Consider the following 24,659-nt stretch of genomic DNA (forward strand, 5'->3'; position numbering starts at 1 on the left):
TCATCATCCCCTCAAGCGGCCGCCGAGCTTGGCGTCCAGTTGTTCGACGATTGCACGGACTGCGGGCTCGACCTGCTCGTCCGTCAGGGTGGCGTTGTCGCTCTGGAAACTGAGGCGGACCGCCATGCTCTTCTCGCCTTGCGCCAACGCGCCCGGCGCAGCCACGACACCATCGCGCAGCGGCTGCGGGCGATAGATGTCGAACAGCGTCACGTCGCGCAGCAGTCCCTGCGCAGCTGTCGTCGCGCGGATGGCCTGCACCAGTGCATCGTGCGTGACGGCTTCAGCCACCACCACGGCAAGGTCGCGTTCCACGGCCTGGTGCTTGGGCACCGGCTGTGCCACCGGCACGGGGCGCGCCGTGACGGCGTCAAGGTCGAGTTCGAACAACACGGGCGCTTGGGCGAAGTCCCACTTCTGGCGCCAGCGCGGATGCAGTTCGCCGACGAAGCCGATGGCCTTGCCGTCGACCAGCACACGCGCCGAACGGCCCGGGTGCAGGGCCGGATGCTCGGCCACCTCGAAGCTGGGCACCAGCGGCGCGAGCAATGCTTCGACGTCGCCCTTGACGTCGTAGAAGTCGACGCGCTGCGGCTTGCCGTCCCAGCGCGACTCGTCGGCGTCGCCCCAGGCGAGGCCCGCCACGCGCATCGGCTGGTTCACGCCGCGCACGGTGCTGTCGGTGGTGGCAACGCTGTCGTCGCGCATGAACACGCGGCCCACTTCGAACACACGCACGCGAGGCGCCTTGCGGTCGAGGTTGAACTTGAGCACCTGCAGCAGCGAGCCCAGCAGCGACGAGCGCATCACGCTCATCTGGCTGGCGATGGGGTTCAGCAGCTTGATCGGGTTGGCATTGCCTGCAAGGTCTTGCTCCCAATGCGCTTCGACGAAACTGAAGTTGATCGTTTCCTGATAGCCCAGCGCTGCGACGCTGCGGCGCACCGCAAACCGGCTGCGCTGCGCCTCGGGCCGCACGCGGGCGGTGATGGGGGCGAGCGGCGCGGTGGTCGGCAGGTTGTTGAAGCCGATGAGGCGCGCGACTTCCTCGATCAGGTCTTCTTCGATCAGCAGGTCGAAGCGATGCGGCGGCGGGGTCACGGTCAACGTGCCCTCGCCTTCGGTGATCGCGAAACCGAGGCGATTCAGCGCGTCGGCGCATTGCGCCTGCGTCAGCGGCATGCCGATCACGCGCGCCGCACGCTCGACGCGCAGCGTGACGGGCACGGCCTCGGGCACGCTCAGCGTCTGGTCGTCCATCCTGCCGGCCTCGCCGCCGCAGATCTCGACGATCAGCTGCGTGATGCGCTCGATGATCTGCACTGTGCGGCTCGGATCGACGCCGCGCTCGTAGCGGTGGCCCGCATCGGTCGAAAAGTTGAAGCGGCGCGAACGGCCCTGCACCGCCTCGGGCCACCAGAAAGCGGCCTCGACGTAAATGTTGCGCGTGTCGTCGGTCACCGACGTGGCGTCGCCGCCCATGATGCCGGCGAGCGATTCGACTTCGCGGTCGTCGGCGATCACGCCGACCTTCTCGTCGACGGTGATGGTCGTGCCGTTGAGCAGCTTGAGCTGTTCGCCCGCCTTGCCCCAGCGCACCGTGAGGCCGCCGTGGATCTTGTCGAGATCGAAGATGTGGCTGGGCTGGCCGTATTCGAACATCACGTAGTTCGAGATGTCGACCAGCGGCGTCACACTGCGTTGGCCGCAGCGCGCAAGGCGTTCGACCATCCATGCCGGTGTGACGACCTTGGTGTTGACGCCGCGCACGATGCGGCCCGAGAAGCGGCCGCAGAGTTCGGGAGCCTCGACCTTGACCGGCAGCACGTCGGCGAACGACGTCGCCACCGGCGCGATGGCAGGGGTCTTGAGTGGCACACCAGTGAGCGCGGCGAGTTCGCGCGCCACGCCGTAGACGCTGAGGCCGTGCGCCAGGTTGGGGGTGAGCTTGAGCGTGAGCAGTGCGTCGTCGAGCTTGAGCACGTCGCGCACGTCGGCGCCGATGGGCGCGTCGGCATCGAGCTCGAGCAGGCCGCCGTGGTCTTCGTTCAGACCCAGTTCGCGCGCTGAGCACAGCATGCCCTGGCTCTCGACGCCGCGCAGCTTGCCGAGCTTGATGAGGAAGGGCTTGCCGTCTTCACCCGGCGGCAGTTCGGCGCCGACGAGTGCGCAAGGCACCTTGATGCCAACGCGCGCATTGGGCGCGCCGCACACGATATTGAGCAAGGCGCCTTGCCCCGCGTCGACCTGGCACACGCGCAGGCGATCGGCATTCGGGTGCTGCTCGGCTTCCTTGATTTCGCCGACCACGATGCGCGTGAAGGGCGGCGCCACCGGTCGGCGCTCTTCGACCTCGAAGCCACCCATGGTGAGCGTTTCGGCCAGTGCGGCGCTGTCGAGGGGCGGGTTGCAGAACTCGCGCAGCCAGGATTCCGGGAATTGCATCTCTTCGATCTCGATCTGGTTTTTCTATGGAGGGGTGCTTACTGGAACTGCGAGAGAAAACGCAGGTCGCCGTCGAAGAAGAGGCGCAGGTCGTTCACGCCGTAGCGCAGCATCGTGAGCCGGTCGGGGCCCATGCCGAAAGCGAAGCCGATGTAGCGCTCGGGATCGAGGCCCATGTTGCGCACCACGTTCGGATGCACCTGGCCCGAACCCGACACCTCGAGCCAGCGGCCGGCCAGCGGCCCGCTCGCGAACTGGATGTCGATCTCGGCGCTCGGTTCGGTGAACGGGAAGAAGCTCGGGCGGAAGCGCAGCACGAGGTCGTCGCGCTCGAAGAAGGTGCGGCAGAAGTCGGTGAAGACGACCTTCAGGTCCTTGAAGCTCACGTTCTCGCCGAGCCACAGGCCTTCGCACTGGTGGAACATGGGCGAGTGGGTGGCGTCGCTGTCGACGCGGTAGGTACGGCCCGGGGCGATCACGCGGATCTCGGGCGCCTTCACGGTGCCGGTAGTGTCGGCCGCAGCGGCTGCGAACTCGGCGGCGTACTTCTTGATGTGCTGATGCGCGTAGCGCACCTGCATCGGGCTGGTGTGCGGACGCAGGTTGTAGGGAATGCCGTCGTCGCCGTTGATGTCGACGTAGAAGGTGTCCTGCATCGAACGCGCCGGATGGTTCGGTGGGTTGTTCAGCGAGGTGAAGCTGTGCCAGTCGCTCTCGACTTCGGGGCCGTCGGCCACGTCGAAGCCCATGCTCGAGAAGATTTCCTCGATGCGCTCAAGGGTGCGGCTCACGGGGTGCAGTCCGCCGGGAATACGGCGACGGCCGGGCAGGCTCACATCGAGCGCTTCGGCGCGCAGTTGTAGCGAGAGCTCTTCGTCGGCCAGTTGCTGGCGGCGGTCGGTCAACGCGGCCTCGATGGCCTGCTTGGCGACGTTGATCGCGGCGCCGCGGGACTTCTTCTCTTCGACACTCAGCGCAGCCATGCCCTTCATCAGCTCGGTGATGCGGCCCGACTTGCCGAGGAACTGGGCCTTGGCGTTTTCGAGCTCGGCGGGCGTTTTCGCTTCGGCGAAAGCGGCGCGTGCGGTGTCGACCAGGGAGTCCAACTCGTTCATAGCAACAAAATCTTCGAGGGGAAATAAAAAAGAGCTGGAGCCTTTTCAAGCGCCAGCCCTTGAGCCGTGGGCGCAGGACGCTGCCCGGAGGCAGCACCCCTGCTGTGCAGAATCAAGCAGCCAGCTTGGCCTTGACCTGCTCCACGATGCCGGCAAAAGCGGCCTTGTCGTGCACGGCGATGTCCGCAAGCATCTTGCGGTCGATCTCGATACCGGCCTTGCGGATGCCGTTGGCGAACTGGCTGTAGGTCAGGCCCAGTTCACGCGAGGCGGCGTTGATACGCGCGATCCACAGCTGACGGAACACGCGCTTCTTGGTACGGCGGTCACGGTAGGCGTATTGGCCTGCCTTCATCACCGCCTGTTTGGCGACGCGGAAGACATTGCCGCGGCGACCGCGGAAACCCTTGGCGAGTGCGAGAACTTTCTTGTGGCGGGCGCGAGCCGTTACACCACGTTTGACGCGAGGCATGTGTGTACTCCTTGTTCGTCTGAGTTAAATGCCACGGCCGGGCAGCATGGCGGCGACAGAAACCATGTTGGTCTCATGCACTGCGACTGCACCACGCAGGTGACGCTTGTTCTTGGTGGTCTTCTTCGTCAAGATGTGACGCTTGAAGGCTTGACCGCGCTTGACGGTGCCACCGGGACGAACGCGGAAACGTTTTTTCGCGCTGCTCTTGGTCTTCATTTTGGGCATGTGAATGCTCCTTTAGTTTGTGCTCGTGAGGCGCCATGGATGCTCCACAGACTTGTTGGCCCCGAGACACTTCTTTATCCCGCCCCTGCCGGCATCTCTTGCGAGGCGCTGGCAAGGGCGAAATCCCTTCGAACCTTCTCTTCTCTACTGCAACCCTGACGCTCAGGCTGTTGCGGGCGACGCTGCCGGCGCGGCAGCGGCATCTGCAGCCGGCTTCGGCGCAGCGCCACCAGCCTTCTTGCGACCCGGCGCGATCATCATGATCATCTGCCGGCCTTCGAGCTTCGGAAACTGCTCGACCATGATCAGGTCACCCAGTTCGTCGCGAATACGCTGCAGCAAAGCCAGACCGAGCTCCTGGTGCGTGATCTCGCGGCCGCGGAAGCGCAGCGTGATCTTGCATTTGTCGCCCTCATCAAGAAAGCGCTTGATGTTGCGCATCTTGATGTTGTAGTCGCCATCGTCGGTACCGGGCCGGAACTTGATTTCCTTGACCTCGATGACCTTCTGCTTCGACTTCGCCTCGGCTGCCTTCTTCTGCTCGTGGTACTTGAACTTGCCGTACTCGATCAGGCGGCACACGGGCGGGTTGGCCGCCGCAACGACCTCCACTAGGTCCACGTCCTGCTCACCGGCAAGGCGCAGAGCCTCGGCAAGACTCACGACACCCAATTGCTCGTTATCCGGGCCGATCAGGCGGACTTCCGGGGCCATGATTTCCCGGTTCAGGCGGTGTTGGCGTTCCTCGCGGTGGCGGCGGTCGCGGAATGCAGTAGCGATGGTCAGAATCCTTCAAAATTTGCTACAAAATCTGTAGCGAACACCGGTCAGTCCTCGCGGACAAACGGCATGATTTGGCTTTGAAACATATGGGGTGTTCCGAAGACAAATCAACGCTTGTCGGCAATATCCTGGACGAGCCGTTGCACGAACGATTCGAGGGACATTGCACCGAGGTCTTGATTGCCCCGGGCGCGCACTGCGACGGCACCTGCTTCCTTTTCCTTGTCGCCTACGACAACGATATAAGGGAGCTTTTGCAACGAATGCTTCCGTATTTTATACGTAATCTTCTCGTTGTGCAGGTCAAGCTGAACCCTAAGCCCTTGATTTTGCAGCGCTTTCGCAACTTGCGCGGCGTAATCGGCCTGTCCTTCACTGATATTGAGCACCGCCACCTGCACCGGAGCGAGCCATGCGGGCAGCGCGCCCGAGTGGTGTTCGATCAGCATGCCGATGAAGCGCTCGAGGCTGCCGACGATCGCGCGGTGCAGCATCACAGGGTGCGCGCGGCCGCTCGATTCCGTCACGTATTCGCCGCCCAGGCGCTCGGCCGTGTTGAAGTCGACCTGCATCGTGCCGCACTGCCACTGGCGGCCGATGGCATCGCGCAGCGTGTATTCGATCTTGGGGCCGTAGAAGGCGCCATCGCCCGGTGCAATGACGAAGTCGACGCCCGAGCGGCGCAGCGATTCCATCACCGCGTGCTCGGCCTTGTCCCACAGCTCGTCGGAGCCGACGCGGTTCTCGGGCCGCGTGGCGACCTTGTAGAGGATGTCCGTGAAGCCGAAGTCGGCATAGACCTTCTGCAGCTGCTCCGTGTACGCGATGCACTCGTCGAGGATCTGGTCCTCCGTGCAGAAGATGTGCCCGTCGTCCTGCGTGAAGCCGCGCACGCGCATGATGCCGTGCAGCGCACCGCTGGGTTCGTTGCGGTGGCACTGGCCGAACTCGCCGTAGCGCAGCGGCAGGTCGCGGTAGCTGCGCAGGTCGCTCTTGAAGATCAGCACGTGGCCCGGGCAGTTCATCGGCTTGAGCGCATATTCGCGCTTCTCCGACTCCGTCGTGAACATGTTGTCGCGATAGTTCTGCCAGTGGCCCGTTTTCTCCCACAGGCTCTTGTCGAGGATCTGCGGGCCCTTCACTTCCCAATAGCCCGTGTCGCGGTAGATGCCGCGCATGTACTGTTCGACGGCCTGCCACACAGCCCAGCCCTTGGGGTGCCAGAACACCACGCCCGGCGCCACTTCGTCGATGTGGAACAGGTCAAGCTCCTTGCCGAGCTTGCGGTGGTCGCGCTTCTCGGCTTCCTCGATGCGCTGGATGTACTGGTCGAGCTGCTTCTTGTCGGCCCAGGCCGTGCCGTAGATGCGCTGCAGTTGTTCGTTCTTGGCGTCGCCACGCCAGTAGGCGCCGGCCAGCTTCGTGAGCTTGAAGACCTTCAGGAAACGCGTGTTCGGCACGTGCGGGCCGCGGCACATGTCGACGTATTCCTGGTGGTAGTACAGGCCCATGGCCTGCTCGTCGGGCATGTCCTCGACGAGGCGCAGCTTGTAGTCCTCGCCGCGCGACTTGAAGACTTCGATGACTTCGGCGCGCGGCGTCATCTTCTTGATCACGTCGTAGTCCTGCGCGATCAGCTCGCGCATGCGCGCCTCGATGGCGGCCATGTCCTCGGGCGTGAACGGGCGTTCGTACGAAATGTCGTAATAGAAGCCCTCGTCGATCACGGGCCCGATCACCATCTTGGCCGTCGGATAGAGCTGCTTCACCGCATGGCCGACCAGGTGGGCCGTCGAATGGCGGATGATTTCCAGGCCTTCGTCGTCCTTGGGCGTGATGATCTGCAGCTTGGCGTCATGGTCGATGACGTCGCTGGCATCGACGAGCCTGCCGTCGACCTTGCCGGCCACCGTCATCTTGGCCAGGCCGGGACCGATGGACTGGGCGACTTCGGCCACCGAAACCGGGCCGGGGAACTCGCGGCGCGAGTTGTCGGGGAGCGTGATCTGGATCATTTGAAGAAAACCTCGGGGAGAAAAACAAAAAAGCGCGGTGGATGCCGCGCTTTGCTTGGTTGTAGAGCTGGCAGAAACCAGCGAGCGCGGGCTACCGGCCTTTTCCTTCAGTGAAGAAAAAGCCGCTGAATCCTTGCGGAGTAGTTCGCGGTGTCATAACCAAGGTGCCTTTCTCGCTCTTGTTGAGTGCAGAGTCCGCAATTCTAGCCGCTGCCCGTTCAGGACGCGGGCGCCGCGTTCTTGAGTCCCAGCACTTCAATGGGTTCGATAGACGGCGGCTTGGCGAACAGCTCGGGAGCCTTCGCCATCAGCGCCTGGGCGATCGGGCCGGTCAAATGAGCCTGGCGACCGGCTTCGTCTTCGAACGCGTCGAACACGCCGAAGGTGCTCGGCGACAGGCGCAGCGCAAACCAGATCGGCGTGGTCTTCTCGTCGCGCGCCATCGCAAGGCCGGCTTCGAGGAACTTCTCTACATCGCCTTCCTTGCCCGGCTTGGCTTCGAGGCGAGCGAACAGTGCGTACTTGATCATGGGTGATCTCCTGAGTTGAACGGCGCGCGACATTGCGCGGCGTTGGTATGGACTCTAGGCAGGCGTTGTCTCTGGAGCTATTGGCGTTTTTGACATCTTTGATATCGTTATGGCCATGAAGCTCGATGTACTCGCTCTCGATGGCGTGTTCGACACCGGCCTGTCCACGGTGCTCGACGTGTTCACCACTGCCAACGAACTCGCTGCCATGCTGCAGCTCGACGTGGCGCCGTTCGAAGTCACGGTGACGGGCGTTCGCAAGCGGGTGAGAACCTCGCAGGGGCTCACCGTTCCGGTGGCTCGCGCGCTCGACGCCGGGTCCGCGGATTGGCTGATCGTTCCAGCGCTGGGCTGCAAGATGCCCGAAACACTGGAACCCGCCTTGTGTCGCCCCGACGTGCGCGACGCCTGCGCCGCAATTCGGGAGCGCGCAAGCAAAAGCGCCAATCTGGCCGCCGCCTGCATCGGCACCTTCGTGCTCGCGGAATCGGGCGTGCTCGATCACCAGAAGGCAACCACGACCTGGTGGCTGGCCACGCTGTTCCGCCAGCGCTACCCTGCCGTGCAACTGGAAGACTCACGCATGCTGGTCAGCTCCGGCAATCTGGTCACGGCCGGCGCAGCACTGAGCCATGTCGACATGGCGCTGTGGATCGTGCGCCAGGCCAGCCCCGAACTCGCCACGCTGGTCGCGCGCTACCTGATCGTCGATTCGCGACCATCGCAGTCGGCCTACGTGATCTCCGACCACCTCTCGCATTCCGACCCACTGGTGGAGCGCTTCGAGCGCTGGGCGCGCGGCCGGCTGGCCGACGGCTTCTCGCTCGACGAGGCCGCACAGGCCGCGGGCACCAGCAAGCGCACGCTGGCCCGCCGCATGCAGCAGGTGCTGGGCAAGAGCCCCCTCTCCTACGTGCAGGACCTGCGCGTGGAGCGCGCGGTGCACCTGCTCAAGACCAGCGACAAGAGCCTGGAGCAGATCGCCGGCATGGTGGGCTACGCCGACGGCGTCACGCTGCGCACCCTGCTGCGCCAGCGCCTGGGCCGCGGCGTGCGCGAGGTGCGCCTCGAAGCCTGAGCACGCAACGGACGCAAAAAAGCCCGGCGCGCGGCCGGGCTGAAAGTGACAGCGAAATATCTGCCTGTCGAAAGACCGACCCGCGAGGATCGATCACCCGATCAGTGGAACTGCTCTTCCTCGGTCGAGCCCGACAGCGCCTTCACGCTGGACGAACCGCCCTGGATCACGGTGGTCACGTCGTCGAAGTAACCGGCGCCAACTTCCTGCTGGTGCGACACGAAGGTGTAGCCCTTGTCGCGCGCGGCGAACTCGGGTTCCTGCACCATGTTGACGTAGTGCTTCATGCCTTCGCCGCGAGCGTAGGCGTGGGCGAACTGGAAGGTGTTGAACCAGTTGACGTGGATGCCGGCCAGCGTGATGAACTGGTACTTGTAGCCCAGGGCCGACAGGTCTTCCTGGAACGAGGCGATCTGCTTGTCGTCGAGGTTCTTCTTCCAGTTGAAGGAAGGCGAGCAGTTGTACGACAGCAGCTTGCCGGGGCAGGCGGCGTGCACGGCTTGTGCGAATTCGCGGGCGAAGCCGATGTCCGGCACGCCGGTTTCGCACCACACGAGGTCTGCGTAGGGCGCGTAGGCCACGCCGCGGCTGATGGCCTGCTCCAGGCCGTTCTTCACGCGGTAGAAGCCTTCCTGCGTGCGCTCGCCCGTCAGGAAGGGCTTGTCGTTGGCGTCGTGATCGGAGGTGATCAGGTTCGCGGCTTCCGCGTCGGTGCGGGCCAGGACGATGGTCGACACACCCAGAACGTCGGCTGCGAAGCGCGCGGCGATCAGCTTCTCGCAGGCTTCATGCGTCGGCACGAGCACCTTGCCGCCCATGTGGCCGCACTTCTTCACGGCAGCCAGTTGATCTTCGAAGTGCACGCCAGCTGCGCCGGCCGTGATCATGTTCTTCATCAGTTCGAAGGCGTTGAGCACGCCGCCGAAACCGGCTTCCGCGTCGGCCACGATGGGGAGGAAGTAGTCGATGAACTCCTTGTCGCCCGGGTTGACACCGCGGCCCCACTGGATTTCATCGGCGCGGCGGAAGGTATTGTTGATGCGACGGACCATCGTCGGCACCGAGTCGTAGGCGTACAGCGACTGGTCGGGGTACATCGTCTCGGAGCTGTTGCCGTCGGCGGCGACTTGCCAGCCCGACAGGTACACGGCTTCCAGGCCAGCCTTGGCCTGTTGCATCGCCTGACCGGCGGAGATGGCGCCGAACGCGTTCACGTAGCCCTTCTTGGAGCCGCCGTTGATCTTGTCCCAGAGCTTCTCTGCGCCGCGCTTGGCCAGCGTGTGCTCGATGGGGAACGAACCGCGCAGGCGCACCACGTCGGCCGCGCTGTAGCCACGCTTGACGCCCTTCCAGCGCGGATCGGTGGCCCATTCCTTTTCGAGGGCGGCAATCTGCTGTTCGCGGCTGAGTTGTTCTGTGAGGGTCTGGGGCATGGTCACTCCGTGAGGTTGATTGAAGGTTGGGCGCTGCGGCCGTGGAGTTACTGTAATCGGACTGCAGACTCTTATGTCTTATAGAAGACATATTTTTCAATCAATAAAATCAACTACTTACAGATATATTTCTCAATGTAAAATTATTTTTCTCATATTGAGAAAAATATTGCGGCGCAGCAGCCGTCTATTTCGCAATGCGCAATCAATCTTTCGGTTGTGAAAACGAGGCACCGCTTCGCACCGCATGCGCGATCCAATCCCCGCTTTCGATCACGCGGCGGCCCACGATGCGCGCCGGATGGATCTCGTAGACCAGGCAATCGAGCCACTGCCCGCCAACATCCACGCGCACCTGCCGCTTGATGTACTCGCCTGAGTCATCGTCAGCCACTTCCTCGAGCACGTCGAGTGCTGCCTCGACCGCGGGCTCGACGACATAGACCTCGCCCTTCACGCGTCCCACCCCACCCAGCACGACACCCGGATAGGCGCCCAGGTCATACAGCGTGCCGGAAATGCTCGCCTCACCTACCCACACCGGCGCGGGCCGATATCGCGCGATGTCGTTGCGCCCGCCGCGGCGCAGCGTGCCGTAAACAAAAACGTGGGGCATCATCGAAACCGCCTTCTCCGCAACTACAGAACTTCAGTCTATTGAACTCCGCTGCTCCCGCATCAGGCCGCCTCGTGGCCTACGGCTGCCTGGCCCTGAGCATGTCGCTCGTCGGCGGCTACGTCGCCCTCTCCAAGCCCCTTGTCGCCGCCTTTCCGGTGCTGCTGCTCGCATGGCTGCGCTTCGGCATCGCCGCACTGGCCATGCCGCATTGGCTCAAGCGCACACCCGACGAACCGCCGATGACCGCGCGCACGCGTTGGCTGGTGTTCCTCGAGTCGTTCCTCGGCAACTTCATGTTCTCGATCTGCATGCTGTTCGGCGTGAGCCTCACGAGCGCGGTGTCGGCAGGCGTGATCATGGCGTCGATCCCCGCGTGCGTGGCCGTGGCGAGCTGGCTGTTCCTGCGCGAGCGCATCACCGTGCGCATCGGCCTGGCCATCGCCTGCGCCGCGCTCGGCATCGGTCTGCTGGCACTTTCGCCTGCGCACGCACCGGCATCGCCCTCTGCTTCGTCGGCATCGATGCCCTGGCTCGGCAACCTGCTGGTGTTCTGCGCGGTGCTCTGCGAGACGGCCTATGCGGTGATCGGCAAGTCGCTCACGGGGCGCCTGGGGCCCAAGCGCATCGCCTCGCTCATCAACCTGTGGGGCTTCGTGCTCTCGCTGCCCTTCGGCATCTGGTTCGCGCTGCAGTTCGATTTCACCGCGGTGCGCTTCGGCACTTGGGCGCTGCTCGTGGTCTATGCGCTCGCTGCAAGCATCTGGACGGTGTGGCTCTGGATGACCGGACTTCGCCACGTACCAGCCGCACAAGCGGGTGTCTTCGCCGTGATGCTGCCCGTGAGCGCAGCCCTCGTCGGCGTGCTCGTGCTGGGTGAAAACCTCTCTTCGCCACAGCTGGTTGCGTTCGTCATTGCCCTCGCGGGTGTGGTGCTTGCGACATGGCCTGGGCGCCGAACGTGAAAAACAGGGCTTCTCCCCTCTGAAAAAACAACAACTCCCAATGAAAAAAGCGCTTTTTCCCTTGGAAACGCGTTTTTTCTCCTTTAGCATCCGCATTGCCACTGGAGACGCAAGTTTTTCATTGGTGAGTGTTCAACCAAAAAAGGAAATCAACCATGGCAACTGCAAAGAAGGCTCCGGCCAAGAAAGCTCCGGCAAAGAAGGCCGCTCCCGCAAAGAAGGCGGCGGCTCCTGCGAAGAAGGCTGCACCGGCCAAGAAGGCTGCTGCTCCTGCTAAGAAGGCTGCTCCGGCGAAGAAGGCTCCTGCCAAGAAGGCCGCTCCCGCAAAGAAGGCTGCTCCCGCCAAGAAGCGCACGCCCAACGCCGCGTTCATGAAGGCCCTGACCCCCAGCCCGGCACTCGCCGCTGTGGTCGGCTCGACGCCGCTACCGCGTACCGCTGTCGTGAGCAAGCTGTGGGACTACATCAAGAAGAACAACCTTCAAGACAAGGCCAACAAGCGCAACATCAACGCCGACGCCAAGCTGAAGGAAATCTTCGGCAAGGCCCAAGTGTCGATGTTCGAACTGGCCGCGCTGATCGGCAAGCACGTCAAGTAAGCGCTCAGGGGCCTCGCGCTCCTGAATCAAAAAGCCCGCTTCATGCGGGCTTTTTTTTCGCCTGCGGCAAGGCCACGCTTTCTTCGAAGAAGCGCGACGGCGTGCGGCCGAAGTGCTTGCGGAAGGCTTCGATGAAGGCACTCACGGAGCTGTAGCCCACCGTCAGCGCCACCGCCGTCACGGCCTCCTTCAGGCTCAGCAGCTCGACGGCCTTGAGCAACCGCGCCTGCTGGCGCCATTGCGCGAAGCTCAGGCCCGTTTCCACGGCGAAACGGCGAGTGAGCGTCCTGCGCGCCATGCCGATGCGATCGGCCCATTCGTCGATGCTGTCCGGCAACGCCGGATCATTGGCCACCGCAGCAGCCATCGCGGCAAGGCGCTTGTCCTGCGGCATCGGCAGGTGCAGCGACGGCCTGGCGCTCGCCGCAAGCTCATCGATCAGCACGCCCACCAGACGCGCACGGCGCGGCTCCAGCAGGGGCTCGGTGGCATCCATCGATGTCAGCCGGTCGATCAGCCCCTGCACCAGCGGCGTGACGGCAAACACATGCGGTCCGTCCGGCAAGGACGCCGCCATCATCGAGTCGATGTGCAAGCTCCAGCCCGTGGTGGCACCAAAGCTCTGCGCCGCATGGGCGCAGCGCGGTGCGATCCAGCCGATCCACCCCGGCGGCTGCACCCAGCGGCCCGAAGGCGTTTCGATGACCTGCAACCCCTCGCGCAGTGCGAACAGCTGGCCGGTTTCATGCGCGTGGTAGTCCGTGACGCGCGGCGCCTCGTAGGCGTTGATCCAGAGCTTCACAGGGGCCTCAGCAGCCATGGTTGGCCCGCCAGAGGTATCGATTGGCCCCGCGCCGCAAGCCCGAACGCGCGCCGCTGCCTAGCATCGAGTTCATCCTCACCAACCCATCCAAGGAACATCCATGAAAGCCCAAGACGTACTGCCCGACGGCGCAGACTTCACCGTCGTGAACGGCCGCACATTGCGCAAGGGATCGGTCGGCGCCTTCCTCGCCAACGTGCGCATCCTCGAAGACGCAAGCGCGTCGGCCGCCGACAGGCACGCCGCCGAGCAAGACCTGGTCTCCCTGATTCCCGCCCTCGACGCGCTCGGCCTGTTCGACGTGTTCGAGCTGCGCTCGCCGTCCTTGCGCGACGAAGTGGCCCGACATCGCTCGGCACTCAGCCCTGCGCCTGCTGCTGCTTCGCCGAACGCGTGATCGACGCCAGCGTGCCGCGCGTGGTGATCACTTCAGGGTCGAGCGGGATCTCGATCAGCGTGCCCGTATCGGCCGCCAGCGCACGCAGCAGCGCGGCCTCGAACTGCGCCGTTTCCGTCACGCGCTCGGCCGCATAGCCATAGGCGCGCGCGAGGCCGCAGAAGTCGGGGTTGCGCAGCGCAGTGCCGCTCGTGCGTTCGGGGTACTCGCGCTCCTGGTGCATGCGGATGGTGCCGAACATGCCGTTGTTGAGCAGCACGACGATGCTCTTGCCGCCATGCTGCGCAGCCGTCGCCAGCTCCTGCCCGGTCATCAGAAAATCGCCATCGCCCGCGATGGTGAAGGCCACGCGCCCCGTCGCAAGATTGGCCGCGATGCCGGCCGGCACCCCATAGCCCATCGCTCCGCTGGTCGGCGCCAGCTGCGTCTTCGCGCCCTTCGCGAGCCCGTGATAGCGAAAGTAGCGGTGCACCCAGCTTGCGAAGTTGCCCGCGCCGTTGGTAATGGCCGCGTCCGCCGGCAAGTGCTTCTGCAGCAGCGCGACGACCTCCGCCATGTCGACCGGCCCGCGCGGCGTCTCGGCGGGCATGCCGGCCAGCGCCTGCGGCACAAGGTTGGCCTCGTAGTCGGCGTGCGCCTGCAGCGTCCATTCTTCCCAGGGCAGCGTCGGCGGCGCGCTCAGCACCTCCAGGCTGCGCGCGGCCGCGCTCATGCCGGCGTTGATCGCCAGGTCGGCCTGGTACACGCGGTTGAGCTCTTCGGCGCTCGCATGGATGTGCACCAGCGTCTGCTTCGCCTTGGGCGCTTCGAGCAGCGTGTAGCCGCCGGTCGTCATCTCGCCCAGGCGCGGACCGATGGCCAAGATCAGGTCGGCGTCTTTCACGCGCTGCGCGAGCTTCGGGTTGATCGCGATGCCGACATCGCCCGCATACAGCGGATGGTGGTTGTCGAAAGTGTCCTGAAAGCGGAAGGCGTTCGCCACCGGCAGTCGCCAGTTCTCCGCAAAACGCTGCAGCGCCTGCGCGGCCTGCGTCGTCCAGCCGCCGCCGCCGGCAATCACCAGCGGGCGCTGCGACTTCAGCAGCAGTTCGCGCAAGGTGCGCAGCGCACCCGGGTCGCTCCAGGGCTCGACCGCTTCCACGCGCGCCAGCGGCCGAGCCGTCGTCTCGCTGCGCAGCATGTCCTCCGGCAGCACAAGCACCACCGGCCCCGGCCGTCCGTTCATCGCGGTGGCGAAGGCGCGCGCGATGTACTCGGGAATGCGGTTCGCATCGTCGATGCGCTCCACGCGCTTGGCAAAGCCCTTGGTGCTTGGCCCGAAGAAGCTGCCGTAGTCGACCTCCTGGAAAGCCTCGCGATCGCGGAAGTCGCTGCCGACGTCGCCGACGAACAGCACCATCGGCGTCGAATCCTGGAAGGCGTTGTGCACGCCGATCGATGCGTTCGTCGCGCCGGGCCCGCGGGTGACGAAGCACACGCCCGGCCGCCCGGTGAGCTTGCCGTGCGCCTCGGCCATGAAGGCCGCGCCCCCCTCCTGCCGGTTGACGATGAAGCGCGTGCGATCGCGGTACGCATGAAAGCCGTCGAGCACCGCCAGGAAGCTTTCGCCAGGCACGCCGAACGCCATTTCCATGCCCTGTTCGACCAGGCACTCCACGATCAGGTGGCCCGCGGGTTGTGATGTACTCATGAGAAGTAGAACCTCAGCTGCAAATGTCTTCGGCAATTATGTGCGCCCGCTCCAGACGCCTTGCGTTAATTCCCCAATTGGTTAAATTCGCGCCATGAAGGCCTCCAAGGACCCCTCACCCGACGCCGCCGAAGTGATCGAACCCCGTTCGCGCGACGCCGACCGCTCGCAGCTCGCCATCCTCGCGTCGGCGCGCGACGAGTTCTCCGCGCGCGGTCTCGCCGGCGCGCGCATGGACAGCATCGCCGAGCGCGCGGGCCTCAACAAGCGCCTCATCTACTACTACTTCGGCAGCAAGGACGACCTGTTCCTCGCGGTGCTGGAGCGCACCTACGCCGATATCCGCGAGGCCGAGCAGCGCCTGCATCTCGACGAGATCGAGCCTGTCGAGGCCATCCGCCAGCTGGTTTCGTTCACCTGGCACTACTACCTCGAGCACCCCGAGTTCATCACGCTGCTCAACAGCGAGAACCTGCATTGCGCGGCGCACCTCAAGCGCTCCGAGCGCATCCAGGAGATGAACTCGCCGCTGGTACAGCTGCTCGACACCGTGCTGGAGCGCGGCCGGCGCGACAACCTGTTCCGCGCCGGCGTGGACCCTGTGCAGCTCTATATCTCCATCGCGTCGCTCTGCTACTTCTACCTCTCGAACAACCACACGCTCTCGGCCATCTTCGGCCGTGACCTGCGCGCGCCCAAGGCAATGGCGCAACGCCTCTCGCACATGACTGATCTCGTGCTGGGCTACGTCCTGCACTGAGCTTCATCAGCGCGTCTTCGTGCTCTCCGGGTATCTACTAGGCAGCGGCCGTTGACGCTGCAGCGCAGCCGTTCCTACAATCGATAATTCACTCATTGGTGAATTGATCGGTTCAAGAAAGCGGCCCGACCGCGCGGAGACATCCATGAAGCTCTTTGCCAGCACTGCACGCACCACCGTCGTTGCCTCGCTGACCTGCATCGCTGCACTGCTACCGGGCCTGGCCGCCGCGCAGAACGGCTACCCCAGCAAGCCGATCCGCGTGATCGTTCCCTTCGCGGCCGGCAGCACCACCGACATCATTGCCCGCGCCATCACCGACAAGATGAGCGCCAGCATGGGCCAGACGCTGGTGGTCGACAACCGCGGCGGCGCCAGCGGCACCATCGGCCAGCAGGCGGTGGCCACGGCTGCGCCCGACGGCTACACGGTGATGATCCATTCGTCGTCGCACACGGTCAGCCCTTCGACCTTCGCCAAGCTGCCGTTCGACACGGTGCACGATTTCGCGGGGGTCACGCCAATCTCGTCGCTGCCCAATGCGCTGGTGATCTCGCCCAGCAAGAACATCAAGACGCTGCCCCAGCTGCTGGCCGCCGCGCGCGCCAAGCCCGGCAGCATGAACTTCGCTTCCGCCGGCCAGGGCAGCGCCACGCACCTGAACGCCGAGAAGTTCAAGATGGCCGCCAAGATCGACGCGACCAACATTCCCTTCAAGGGATCGGGCGAGGCCGTGACCGAAGTGCTTTCGGGCCGCGTCGACTACTACTTCTCGCCCATTGCTCCGGTCATCGGCCAGATCAAGGAAGGCCAGTTGCTGGCGCTGGCGGTCGGTTCGCCCAAGCGCGCCGCAGCCCTGCCCGACGTGCCCACCACCACCGAGGCCGGCGTGCCCGGCTCCGAATTCAACTTCTGGATCGGAATGATGGCGCCCGCCAAGACGCCGCGCGACGTCGTCGAGCGCCTGCATGCCGAGGTAGCCAAGGCGCTGGCCACGCCCGAGGTGAAGGAGCGCTTCGCCAAGCTCGGCGCCGACGCCTGGACGCTCAAGCCCGAGCAGTTCGACGCCTACATCAAGGAAGAGATCGCGAGCAACGCGCAGCTCGTGAAGGCAGCCGGGCTCTCGGTCCAACAGTAAGCCCCCCTGAAAGCCCCGGCCCTCGCCATGTTCCGCAAGCTCCTGCTCTCTCCGGCCCTGCGCCCTTTCATCCTCATCTTGCTGCTGCTGGTGCTGTGGGACCTGGCGATCCGCCTCTTCAAGATTCCGGCCTACCTGATTCCCCCGCCGTGGGAGGTCGTGAAGCAGCTCGTCGCCGAGTGGCCGCGCCTGCTCGCCGAAAGCTGGAAGACCACGCTCGCCACGCTGGGCGGCTTCGGCCTGACGATCCTGATCGGCATTCCGATCGCGATGGTCATCGCCTACTCGCGCGTCGTCGAGTCGTACGTTTATCCACTGCTGGTGTTCTCGCAGAGCATCCCGAAGGTAGCGATCGCGCCGCTGTTCGTGGTGTGGTTCGGCTTCGGCATCTTCCCGAAGGTGATCAGCGCCTTCCTGCTGGGTTTCTTCCCTGTGGTGGTGTCCACGGTGATGGGCTTCAAGTCGGTCGAGCCCGACATGCTCGACCTCTCGCGCTCGATGGGTGCGAGCCGCCTGCAGACCTTTCTCAAGATCAGCCTGCCGCAGGCGCTGCCTTCGATCTTCAGCGGCCTGAAGGTGTCGGTCACGCTGGCCGTGGTGGGCGCGGTGGTCGGTGAATTCGTCGGCTCCAACTCGGGCATCGGCTACGTGCTGCAGGTTGCCAACGGCAACTTCGACTTGCCGCTGATGTTCGCCGCGCTGGTGGTTCTCTCGAGCATCGGCGTCATTCTTTTCGTCGCGGTCGACCTGGTCGAGCGCGTGATGATTCCCTGGCACGCCTCGCAGCGCCACGCGAACTGAGTTTTCCGTTTCAAGTTCCTTCGCAAAGCCAACAACTCCCGGAGACAAGACCATGAAGAAACTGCTTCCCTCGCTGCTCGCTGCAGCAGCGCTCGCCACCTTCGCCATCGCTCCTGCGCAGGCCCAGGGCGACAAGCCCAAGGACAAGGTCACGCTGATGCTCAACTGGTACCTGTACAGCGAGCACGCGCCCTTCTTCCTCGGCAAGGAAAAGGGCTTCTACGCCGAGGAAGGCATCGACCTCGACATCCAGGAAGGCCGCGGCTCCGCCGTCACCGCGCAGGCGGTGGCCGCCAAGTCGGCAACCTTCGGCTACATCGACGTCACGACCATGATCAAGGCCGCCGCCAAGGGCGCGCCGCTGAAGTCGACCGGCGTGCTGTTCCAGGTGAGCCCGATGTCGGTCATGGGCTTCACCGAGAAGAACATCAAGACGCCGAAGGACATCATCGGCAAGACCGTGGCGGTGACGCCCGGCGACTCGATGTCGCAGATGTGGCCGCTGTTCCTGAAGGTCAACGACATCAAGCCCGACCAGGTGAAGATCGTCTCGGGCGACGGCCAGACCAAGCTCAATGCCGTGACCAACGGCCAGGCCGACCTGCTGCTGGGCTACGTGATGGACCAGGCCATCAAGCTGCAGGACGCCACCGGCAAGCCCGTGACGCCGATCCGCTTCGCCGACTCCGGCGTGAACCAGATCAGCTCCGGGATCATCACCAACAAGAACCTGCTGACCGAGAACCCCGACCTCGTGAAGCGCTTCATGCGCGCCTCCACCAAGGCCGCCGAAGCCGCCGAGAAGAGCCCAGAGGCCGCGGTCGACGCCATGCTCAAGGCCAACCCCAAGGCCGGCGTGCGCGACACCCTGATCGTCGGCATGAAGCAGAGCGTGGCGCTCTATCACACGAAGGAAACGGCCAACCAGCGCCCGTACCGCGTGGCGATGAAGAACGTGAGCGACTCACTCGACCTGCTGGTGCAGTACGGCGGCATGGACGCATCGACGCGCGGCAAGCCCGAAGACTACGTGACCCTCGACTTCCTGCCGTAAGCAGGCTCGCCCCCAGGCTCCGCGCACTTCGTGTCGCTTCTCCTTCCCCCTACCGGGGGCAACACCTGCGGCCCGGCAAAGCCGGTTCCGCGGTGTTCCCCGAAAAGACCTCAGCATCCCGCCGCCTCGTCCGCTTCCGTCCTTTAACTACTCTCCATGTCCACTGATGTCCTGATCGAAGCGCGCGGCGTCTCGAAGATCTACCAAAGCAAGGACGGCCCGGTCGAGTCGCTGAAGCCGCTCGACTTCGCCATCAAGGAAGGCGAGTTCGTCTCCGTCGTCGGCCCCTCGGGCTGCGGCAAGAGCACGCTGCTGAAGATGGTGGCGGGCCTGCTGCCCATCAGCGGCGGCAGCCTCACGCTGGCCGGCAAGCCGATCAAGGGTCCGCAGAAGGATGTGGGCATCGTGTTCCAGAGCGCGGTGCTGCTGCCCTGGCGCAGCGTGGAAGACAACATCCTGCTACAGGCCGAGATGCGCCATCTGCCCAAGGCCGCCTCGAAGGACCGCGCGCGTCAGCTCATGGAAATGGCCGGCCTGAAGGGCTTCGAGGGCAAATACCCCTGGCAGCTCTCGGGCGGAATGCAGCAACGCGCGTCGATCTGCCGTGCGCTGCTGCATGACCCGTCGGTGCTGCTGATGGACGAGCCCTTCGGCGCGCTCGACGCGATGACGCGCGAGAAGATGAACCTGGAGCTGCAGCGCATCTGGATGGCGTCGAAGAAGACGGTGATGCTCATCACGCACAGCATTCCGGAAGCCATCTTCCTGTCGGACCGCGTGATCGTGATGAGCGAGCGGCCCGGCTCCATCGCCGCGGTGTACGACATCGAACTGCCGCGCCCGCGCACGCTCGACATGATGGCCTCGGCCGAGTTCGGCGCATACACGAAGCTGGTGCGCGCGCATTTCTTCTCGCAGGGCATCCTGGACCACTGAAAGCGCCAGCCATGGAAGCCATCCGTTTTCACGTCGAGGAGATCCGCTTTGCCGAGCGCAACGTCACGCTGCGGCTGCCGTTCCGCTTCGGCGCGGCCACCGTCACCGCCTGCCCGCAGGTCTACGTGAAGGCCCGCATCCGCTTTTCGGACGGCCGCGCGGCCGAGGGCTACGCCGCCGAGATGATGGTGCCCAAGTGGTTCGACAAGAACCCAGCCCTCACCAATGAACAGAACTTCGAGCAACTACGTTTCGCCTTGCGCGACGCGCGCGAAGCCTACACGGCCGAGCCCGACACACAGACCGCCTGGACTCACTTCGCGTCGAACTACGCCGCGCTGCAGGCGCGCGCCAGGGCCAAGGGCCTGCAGCCGCTCGTGGCCAGCTACGGCCCGGCGCTGATCGACCGCGCCCTGCTCGACGCACTATGCCTGCACAGTGGCGTGAGCTTCGCCGCTGCGATGAGCGGCAACCTGAGCGGCATCGACGTCGCAGGCAGCGGTCTGGCCGATGACCTCGCAGGCTTCGACATGCCCGGCTTCCTGTCTAGGCAATCGCCGCGCACGCGCATCGCGGCGCGCCACACAGTCGGGTTGGCCGATGCCATCGACGACAGCGACGCCCAGCCCGACGCCCCCACCGACGGCCTGCCCACGACGCTCGCAGCGGCCGTGCGCCGCTACGGTCTCACGCACTTCAAGCTCAAACTGTGCGGCAACACCGCGCAAGACATCGACCGGCTTCAACGCATCGCCCGCGTGATAGACGGCCACGCACAGCTCGTGACGCTCGACGGCAATGAGCAATACGCCGATGCGGACGACTTCGGCGTCTTCCTCGACCGCATGCTGTCCACTCCCGTGTTGTGGAAGCTCTCGCAGAAGACGGTCTTCGTCGAACAGCCGATCCGCCGCGATGCAGCCCTGCAGCGCGACGTATCCGCGCTCGGCAAGCGCATTCCGCTGCTCATCGACGAATCCGACGCCATGCTCGATGCCTTCGTGCAGGCCCGCGCGCTTGGCTACACCGGCGTATCGAGCAAGAGCTGCAAGGGCTTCTACAAGTCGGTCATCAACGCAGCGCGCTGCGCGCATTGGAACGCCTCCGAGGAAAAGCCGCGCTACCTCCTCTCCGGCGAAGACCTCACCATGCAGGCCGGCATCGGCGTGCAGCAAGACCTGGCGCTGGTCTCCTGGCTCGGCCTCTCGCACGTGGAGCGCAACGGCCACCACTACGTCAACGGCCTTGCCGCGGCTCCCGAGGCTGAACAGCAGGCACTGCTGCGCGCCCACCCGGGCTTGTACGAACAAAGCGACGGCGCCGTGCGCCTCGCCATCCGCGACGGGCAGCTCGACCTGTCCTCGCTCGCCACCGCGTCCGGCTTCGCCACAGGCAAACCCGGCGCCGGCATCTCGTGGGACGCCATGCGTTCCGTCTACTGAAGCCCCCCGCTTCGATCTGCAATCTCTCTCGCATCTCAAGGAAGAAAACGATGACCACCCAACGTCTAGGAATCATCATGCACGGCGTCACCGGTCGCATGGGCATGAACCAGCATCTGATCCGCTCGATCTGCGCCATCCGCGCGCAAGGCGGCGTCACGCTGTCGAATGGCGACAAGGTCATGCCCGACCCCATCCTCATCGGCCGCAACGCCGAGAAGATGGAAGCGCTGGCCAAGGCTCACAACATCGCGCGCTGGGGCACCGACCTCGACAAGGCCCTGGAGAACAAGGACGACACCATCTTCTTCGACGCCGGCACCACGCAGATGCGCCCCACGCTGCTGGCCAAGGCCATCCGCGCCGGCAAGCACGTGTATTGCGAGAAGCCGATCGCCACCAACCTGAACGAAGCCGTCGAGATCGCGCGCCTCGCCGAAGGCTCGGGCCTGAAGCACGGCGCCGTGCAGGACAAGCTCTTCCTGCCCGGCCTGCGCAAGCTCGACATGCTGCGCCGCGCCGGCTTCTTCGGCCGCATGCTCAGCGTGCGCCTGGAGTTCGGCTACTGGGTGTTCGAGGGCGACCTGCAGCCCATCCAGCGCCCGAGCTGGAACTACCGCAAGGAAGACGGCGGCGGCATGATCCTGGACATGATGTGCCACTGGCGCTACGTGCTGGACAACCTGTTCGGCGAAGTGAAGTCGGTGTCGTGCATTGGCGCCACCCACATCCCCAAGCGCTGGGACGAAGCCGGCAAGCCGTATGAAGCCACCGCCGACGACGCGGCCTACGCTACCTGCGAGCTCACCGGCCACAACGGCGAACCCGTCATCGCGCAGATCAACATGAGCTGGGTCACGCGCGTGCGCCGCGACGATCTTGTGACCTTCCACGTCGACGGCACCGACGGCTCGGCCGTGGCGGGCCTGTCGAGCTGCCGTGCCCAGTCGCGCGTGGCCACGCCGCGCCCGGTGTGGAACCCCGACGAGAAGCAGATGATGAATTTCTTCGACCAGTGGCAGGAGATTCCGGACTCGCAGGTCTACGACAACGGCTTCAAGATCCAGTGGGAGCACTTCATTCGCCACGTGGTCGAGAACGAGCCGTACAAGTGGACGCTGCCCGAAGGCGCCAAAGGCGTGCAACTGGTCGAGGCGGCGCTCGAATCGTGGAAAGACCGTCGCTGGGTCGATGTTCCGGCGCTGAAGGTCTGAGGTCCCTCGCCATGGCTCTTTCGCTGAACCTCCCTACCGCCGGCGGCACGCTCGCGCCCTACGCGCTGCGCGGCACCGCACCGGTGAAGCCCGATGCGGGCATCAAGTTCAACCGCATCGCCTACTCGGCCGCGCACGTGGTGGCCGATCCTCTGGCGGCCATCGACCCGTGGCTGCAATGCGCAGTCGACTGGGACACCACCATCGCCTACCGCCGCCACCTGTTCTCGCTGGGCCTGGGCGTGGCCGAGGCCATGGACACCGCGCAGCGCGGCATGGGCCTGGACTGGCCGACCTCACTCGAACTGATCCGCCGCTCGCTCGACGCCGCCAAGGACATGCCGGGCGCACTGGTTGCGTCAGGCTGCGGCACCGACCACCTGAACATCGATGACGTGAAGAGCGTCGACGACGTCATCCGCGGCTACGAAGAGCAGATGGCCGCCATCGAGGCGCTCGGCGGCAAGCTGATCGTGATGGCCAGCCGCGCGCTGGCCCGCGTGGCCAAGAGCCCGGCCGACTACGAGCGCGTGTACGACCGCATCCTGAGCCAGGCGAAGCAGCCCGTGGTGCTGCACTGGCTGGGCGACATGTTCGACCCTGCGCTGGCAGGCTACTGGGGCACGAAGGATGTCGATGCGGCGATGGACACGGCGTTGGGCATCATCGCGGCACATCCGCAGAAGGTCGACGGCATCAAGATCTCGCTGCTCGACAAGGACAAGGAAATTGCGATGCGGCGCCGCCTGTCGCTGGGTGTTCGCATGTACACGGGCGACGACTTCAACTACGCCGAGCTGATTGCCGGTGACGGCTTCGGCGGCGAACCGACGCACGGCAAGAGCGATGCGCTGCTGGGCATCTTCGACGCCATCGCCCCCGCCGCGAGCGCCGCCCTCGGTGCGCTGGCACAGGGCAACACCGAGAAGTTCCACGCCATCCTCGGCCCCACGGTGCCGCTGTCGCGCCACATCTTCGCGGCGCCCACGCGCTTCTACAAGACCGGTGTGGTGTTCATGGCGTGGCTCAACGGCCACCAGAAGCATTTCACGATGGTGGGCGGGCAACAGAGCACGCGCTCGCTGCCCCACTTCGCCGAGCTGTTCCGGCTGGCCGATGCGGCCAACCTGCTGGAGCAGCCGGAGCTGGCGGTTCAGCGCATGAAGACGCTGCTGGCTTTGCACGGCGTGGAAAGTTGACCCGGACCATGCGCGATTTCTCTCAGAACCACGACTGGCTGTCGATCAACACCGCCACGGTGCGCAAGCAGTCCGGCGCGGAGGTTTCGCTCGACCGCATCATCGACCAGTGCGCCGAGCGCGGCATCCGCGCGATCAGCCCCTGGCGCGACCAGGTGGCGGCTGTCGGACTCGACAAGGTGGCGAAACAACTGAAGGCGCACGGCATCGGCCTCTCGGGCTACTGCCGCGGCGGTTTCTTCCCCGCGCCCGATGCGGCTGGCCTCAAGGCCGCGCTCGACGACAACCGCCGCGCCATCGACGAAGCGAAGACGCTCGATGCGCCCTGTCTCGTGCTGGTGGTCGGCGCCCTGCCCGGCGCGCTCGAAGGCAAGGCGGCCTACAAAGACATCGGCCGCGCACGCGGCGAGGTGCGCGACGGCATCGCCGCATCGCTCGAATACGCCCGTGAAGTCGGCATGCCGCTCGCCATCGAGCCCCTGCACCCGATGCAGGCGGCCGACCGCGCATGCATCAACACGCTGGAACACGCGCTCGACCTCTGCGATGAACTCGACGCAGGCAAGAGCGGCATGCTCGGCGTGGCCCTCGACATCTACCACGTGTGGTGGGACCCGAAGCTGCAGCAGCAGATTGCCCGCGCCGGCCGCGAGCGTCTGCTGGCGTACCACGTCTGCGACTGGCTCACGCCCACGCGCGACCTGCTGAGTGATCGAGGAATGATGGGAGACGGCGTGGTCGAGCTGAAGAAGATCCGCGGGTGGGTCGAGGACGCGGGCTTCGCCGGCTTCAGCGAGGTCGAGATCTTTTCGAACCTTGACTGGTGGCAGCGGCCCGGCGCGGAAACGCTGGACGTCTGCATCGAGCGGCACCGAAGCGCCGTCTGACCGGATGGCCTCGAGCGGAACGCGGCCGCTTGTGCTGCA

24 protein-coding genes are annotated in these 24,659 nt (G+C 65.0%); 13 read left to right on the forward strand and 11 right to left on the reverse strand.

Annotation, left to right across the window (positions count from 1 at the left end; all coding sequences use genetic code 11):
* Nucleotides 1–3 precede the first annotated feature (3 nt).
* The 7 genes from pheT to BMW87_RS30960 form a co-directional block, all read right to left on the reverse strand.
* Entirely contained in the window at nucleotides 4–2,445 is a 2,442-nt protein-coding gene (gene pheT, locus BMW87_RS30930; protein ID WP_093081662.1) for a phenylalanine--tRNA ligase subunit beta, read from the reverse strand.
* Between the two features lie 38 nt (nucleotides 2,446–2,483).
* On the reverse strand, nucleotides 2,484–3,560 hold the full coding sequence (gene pheS, locus BMW87_RS30935) for a phenylalanine--tRNA ligase subunit alpha (protein ID WP_093053069.1): 1,077 nt from the start codon (nucleotides 3,558–3,560) through the stop codon (nucleotides 2,484–2,486).
* A 112-nt stretch (nucleotides 3,561–3,672) separates the two neighbouring features.
* Nucleotides 3,673–4,032, reverse strand: coding sequence for a 50S ribosomal protein L20 (rplT, locus tag BMW87_RS30940; RefSeq protein ID WP_007832499.1), 360 nt, complete (start codon nucleotides 4,030–4,032; stop codon nucleotides 3,673–3,675).
* A gap of 24 nt (nucleotides 4,033–4,056) precedes the next feature.
* Nucleotides 4,057–4,260 carry a 50S ribosomal protein L35 gene (rpmI, locus tag BMW87_RS30945; protein WP_007832497.1) on the reverse strand — a complete coding sequence of 68 codons (204 nt, stop codon included), beginning with the start codon at nucleotides 4,258–4,260 and terminating at the stop codon, nucleotides 4,057–4,059.
* 162 nt (nucleotides 4,261–4,422) lie between these two features.
* Nucleotides 4,423–5,049, reverse strand: a complete 627-nt coding sequence (gene infC / locus BMW87_RS30950) for a translation initiation factor IF-3 (RefSeq protein WP_093081664.1) — start codon at nucleotides 5,047–5,049, stop codon at nucleotides 4,423–4,425.
* A 101-nt stretch (nucleotides 5,050–5,150) separates the two neighbouring features.
* Entirely contained in the window at nucleotides 5,151–7,058 is a 1,908-nt protein-coding gene (gene thrS, locus BMW87_RS30955) for a threonine--tRNA ligase (protein WP_093081667.1), read from the reverse strand.
* Nucleotides 7,059–7,276: 218 nt separating this feature from the next.
* Nucleotides 7,277–7,588 (reverse strand): putative quinol monooxygenase, encoded by a 312-nt coding sequence (locus tag BMW87_RS30960; protein ID WP_093081669.1) that lies wholly within the window; start codon nucleotides 7,586–7,588, stop codon nucleotides 7,277–7,279.
* A 115-nt stretch (nucleotides 7,589–7,703) separates the two neighbouring features.
* Here BMW87_RS30960 and BMW87_RS30965 point away from each other — a divergent pair, with 115 nt between their 5' ends.
* Nucleotides 7,704–8,666 carry a GlxA family transcriptional regulator gene (locus BMW87_RS30965; RefSeq protein ID WP_093081712.1) on the forward strand — a complete coding sequence of 321 codons (963 nt, stop codon included), beginning with the start codon at nucleotides 7,704–7,706 and terminating at the stop codon, nucleotides 8,664–8,666.
* Between the two features lie 101 nt (nucleotides 8,667–8,767).
* Here BMW87_RS30965 and aceA read toward each other — a convergent pair whose 3' ends face one another.
* The gene (aceA, locus tag BMW87_RS30970) at nucleotides 8,768–10,099 is read right to left on the reverse strand and encodes an isocitrate lyase (RefSeq protein WP_093053080.1); all 1,332 of its coding nucleotides are present in this window, start codon (nucleotides 10,097–10,099) and stop codon (nucleotides 8,768–8,770) included.
* 205 nt (nucleotides 10,100–10,304) lie between these two features.
* On the reverse strand, nucleotides 10,305–10,718 hold the full coding sequence (locus tag BMW87_RS30975) for a gamma-glutamylcyclotransferase family protein (RefSeq protein WP_093081672.1): 414 nt from the start codon (nucleotides 10,716–10,718) through the stop codon (nucleotides 10,305–10,307).
* A gap of 38 nt (nucleotides 10,719–10,756) precedes the next feature.
* Here BMW87_RS30975 and BMW87_RS30980 point away from each other — a divergent pair, with 38 nt between their 5' ends.
* Nucleotides 10,757–11,680 (forward strand): DMT family transporter, encoded by a 924-nt coding sequence (locus tag BMW87_RS30980; protein WP_093081674.1) that lies wholly within the window; start codon nucleotides 10,757–10,759, stop codon nucleotides 11,678–11,680.
* 155 nt (nucleotides 11,681–11,835) lie between these two features.
* Nucleotides 11,836–12,279, forward strand: coding sequence for an SWIB/MDM2 domain-containing protein (locus BMW87_RS30985; RefSeq protein WP_093081677.1), 444 nt, complete (start codon nucleotides 11,836–11,838; stop codon nucleotides 12,277–12,279).
* 40 nt (nucleotides 12,280–12,319) lie between these two features.
* Here BMW87_RS30985 and BMW87_RS30990 read toward each other — a convergent pair whose 3' ends face one another.
* On the reverse strand, nucleotides 12,320–13,099 hold the full coding sequence (locus BMW87_RS30990) for an AraC family transcriptional regulator (RefSeq protein WP_093081679.1): 780 nt from the start codon (nucleotides 13,097–13,099) through the stop codon (nucleotides 12,320–12,322).
* Between the two features lie 103 nt (nucleotides 13,100–13,202).
* Between BMW87_RS30990 and BMW87_RS30995 the strand changes: the two genes are divergently transcribed.
* Nucleotides 13,203–13,499 (forward strand): hypothetical protein, encoded by a 297-nt coding sequence (locus BMW87_RS30995; protein WP_093081682.1) that lies wholly within the window; start codon nucleotides 13,203–13,205, stop codon nucleotides 13,497–13,499.
* Here the strand turns inward: BMW87_RS30995 and BMW87_RS31000 are convergent.
* Nucleotides 13,462–15,189 (reverse strand): thiamine pyrophosphate-binding protein, encoded by a 1,728-nt coding sequence (locus BMW87_RS31000; RefSeq protein ID WP_093053097.1) that lies wholly within the window; start codon nucleotides 15,187–15,189, stop codon nucleotides 13,462–13,464. The two genes, BMW87_RS30995 and BMW87_RS31000, sit on opposite strands and share 38 nt — an antisense overlap.
* A gap of 94 nt (nucleotides 15,190–15,283) precedes the next feature.
* Here BMW87_RS31000 and BMW87_RS31005 point away from each other — a divergent pair, with 94 nt between their 5' ends.
* From BMW87_RS31005 to BMW87_RS31045, 9 genes are all read left to right on the forward strand, one after another.
* Nucleotides 15,284–15,949 (forward strand): TetR/AcrR family transcriptional regulator, encoded by a 666-nt coding sequence (locus tag BMW87_RS31005; RefSeq protein WP_093053100.1) that lies wholly within the window; start codon nucleotides 15,284–15,286, stop codon nucleotides 15,947–15,949.
* Nucleotides 15,950–16,094: 145 nt separating this feature from the next.
* Nucleotides 16,095–17,087 (forward strand): tripartite tricarboxylate transporter substrate binding protein, encoded by a 993-nt coding sequence (locus tag BMW87_RS31010; RefSeq protein ID WP_093053103.1) that lies wholly within the window; start codon nucleotides 16,095–16,097, stop codon nucleotides 17,085–17,087.
* A 27-nt stretch (nucleotides 17,088–17,114) separates the two neighbouring features.
* Nucleotides 17,115–17,888, forward strand: coding sequence for an ABC transporter permease (locus tag BMW87_RS31015; protein WP_093053105.1), 774 nt, complete (start codon nucleotides 17,115–17,117; stop codon nucleotides 17,886–17,888).
* Between the two features lie 52 nt (nucleotides 17,889–17,940).
* Nucleotides 17,941–18,942 carry an ABC transporter substrate-binding protein gene (locus BMW87_RS31020; RefSeq protein ID WP_093081684.1) on the forward strand — a complete coding sequence of 334 codons (1,002 nt, stop codon included), beginning with the start codon at nucleotides 17,941–17,943 and terminating at the stop codon, nucleotides 18,940–18,942.
* A 156-nt stretch (nucleotides 18,943–19,098) separates the two neighbouring features.
* Nucleotides 19,099–19,878, forward strand: a complete 780-nt coding sequence (locus BMW87_RS31025; protein ID WP_093053111.1) for an ABC transporter ATP-binding protein — start codon at nucleotides 19,099–19,101, stop codon at nucleotides 19,876–19,878.
* 11 nt (nucleotides 19,879–19,889) lie between these two features.
* A complete protein-coding gene (locus BMW87_RS31030; RefSeq protein ID WP_093081687.1) occupies nucleotides 19,890–21,320 on the forward strand; it encodes an enolase C-terminal domain-like protein in 1,431 nt (476 codons plus the stop codon).
* A gap of 50 nt (nucleotides 21,321–21,370) precedes the next feature.
* Nucleotides 21,371–22,534 carry a Gfo/Idh/MocA family protein gene (locus BMW87_RS31035; protein WP_093081689.1) on the forward strand — a complete coding sequence of 388 codons (1,164 nt, stop codon included), beginning with the start codon at nucleotides 21,371–21,373 and terminating at the stop codon, nucleotides 22,532–22,534.
* Nucleotides 22,535–22,545: 11 nt separating this feature from the next.
* Complete coding sequence (locus tag BMW87_RS31040) at nucleotides 22,546–23,733, forward strand: dihydrodipicolinate synthase family protein (RefSeq protein WP_093081692.1); 1,188 nt, start codon at nucleotides 22,546–22,548, stop codon at nucleotides 23,731–23,733.
* An 8-nt stretch (nucleotides 23,734–23,741) separates the two neighbouring features.
* Nucleotides 23,742–24,620, forward strand: a complete 879-nt coding sequence (locus tag BMW87_RS31045; protein ID WP_093081694.1) for a sugar phosphate isomerase/epimerase family protein — start codon at nucleotides 23,742–23,744, stop codon at nucleotides 24,618–24,620.
* The last annotated feature ends 39 nt before the right edge of the window (nucleotides 24,621–24,659 follow it).

The sequence above is a fragment of the Variovorax sp. OV084 genome, assembly GCF_900111625.1.
Lineage (GTDB): Bacteria > Pseudomonadota > Gammaproteobacteria > Burkholderiales > Burkholderiaceae_C > Variovorax.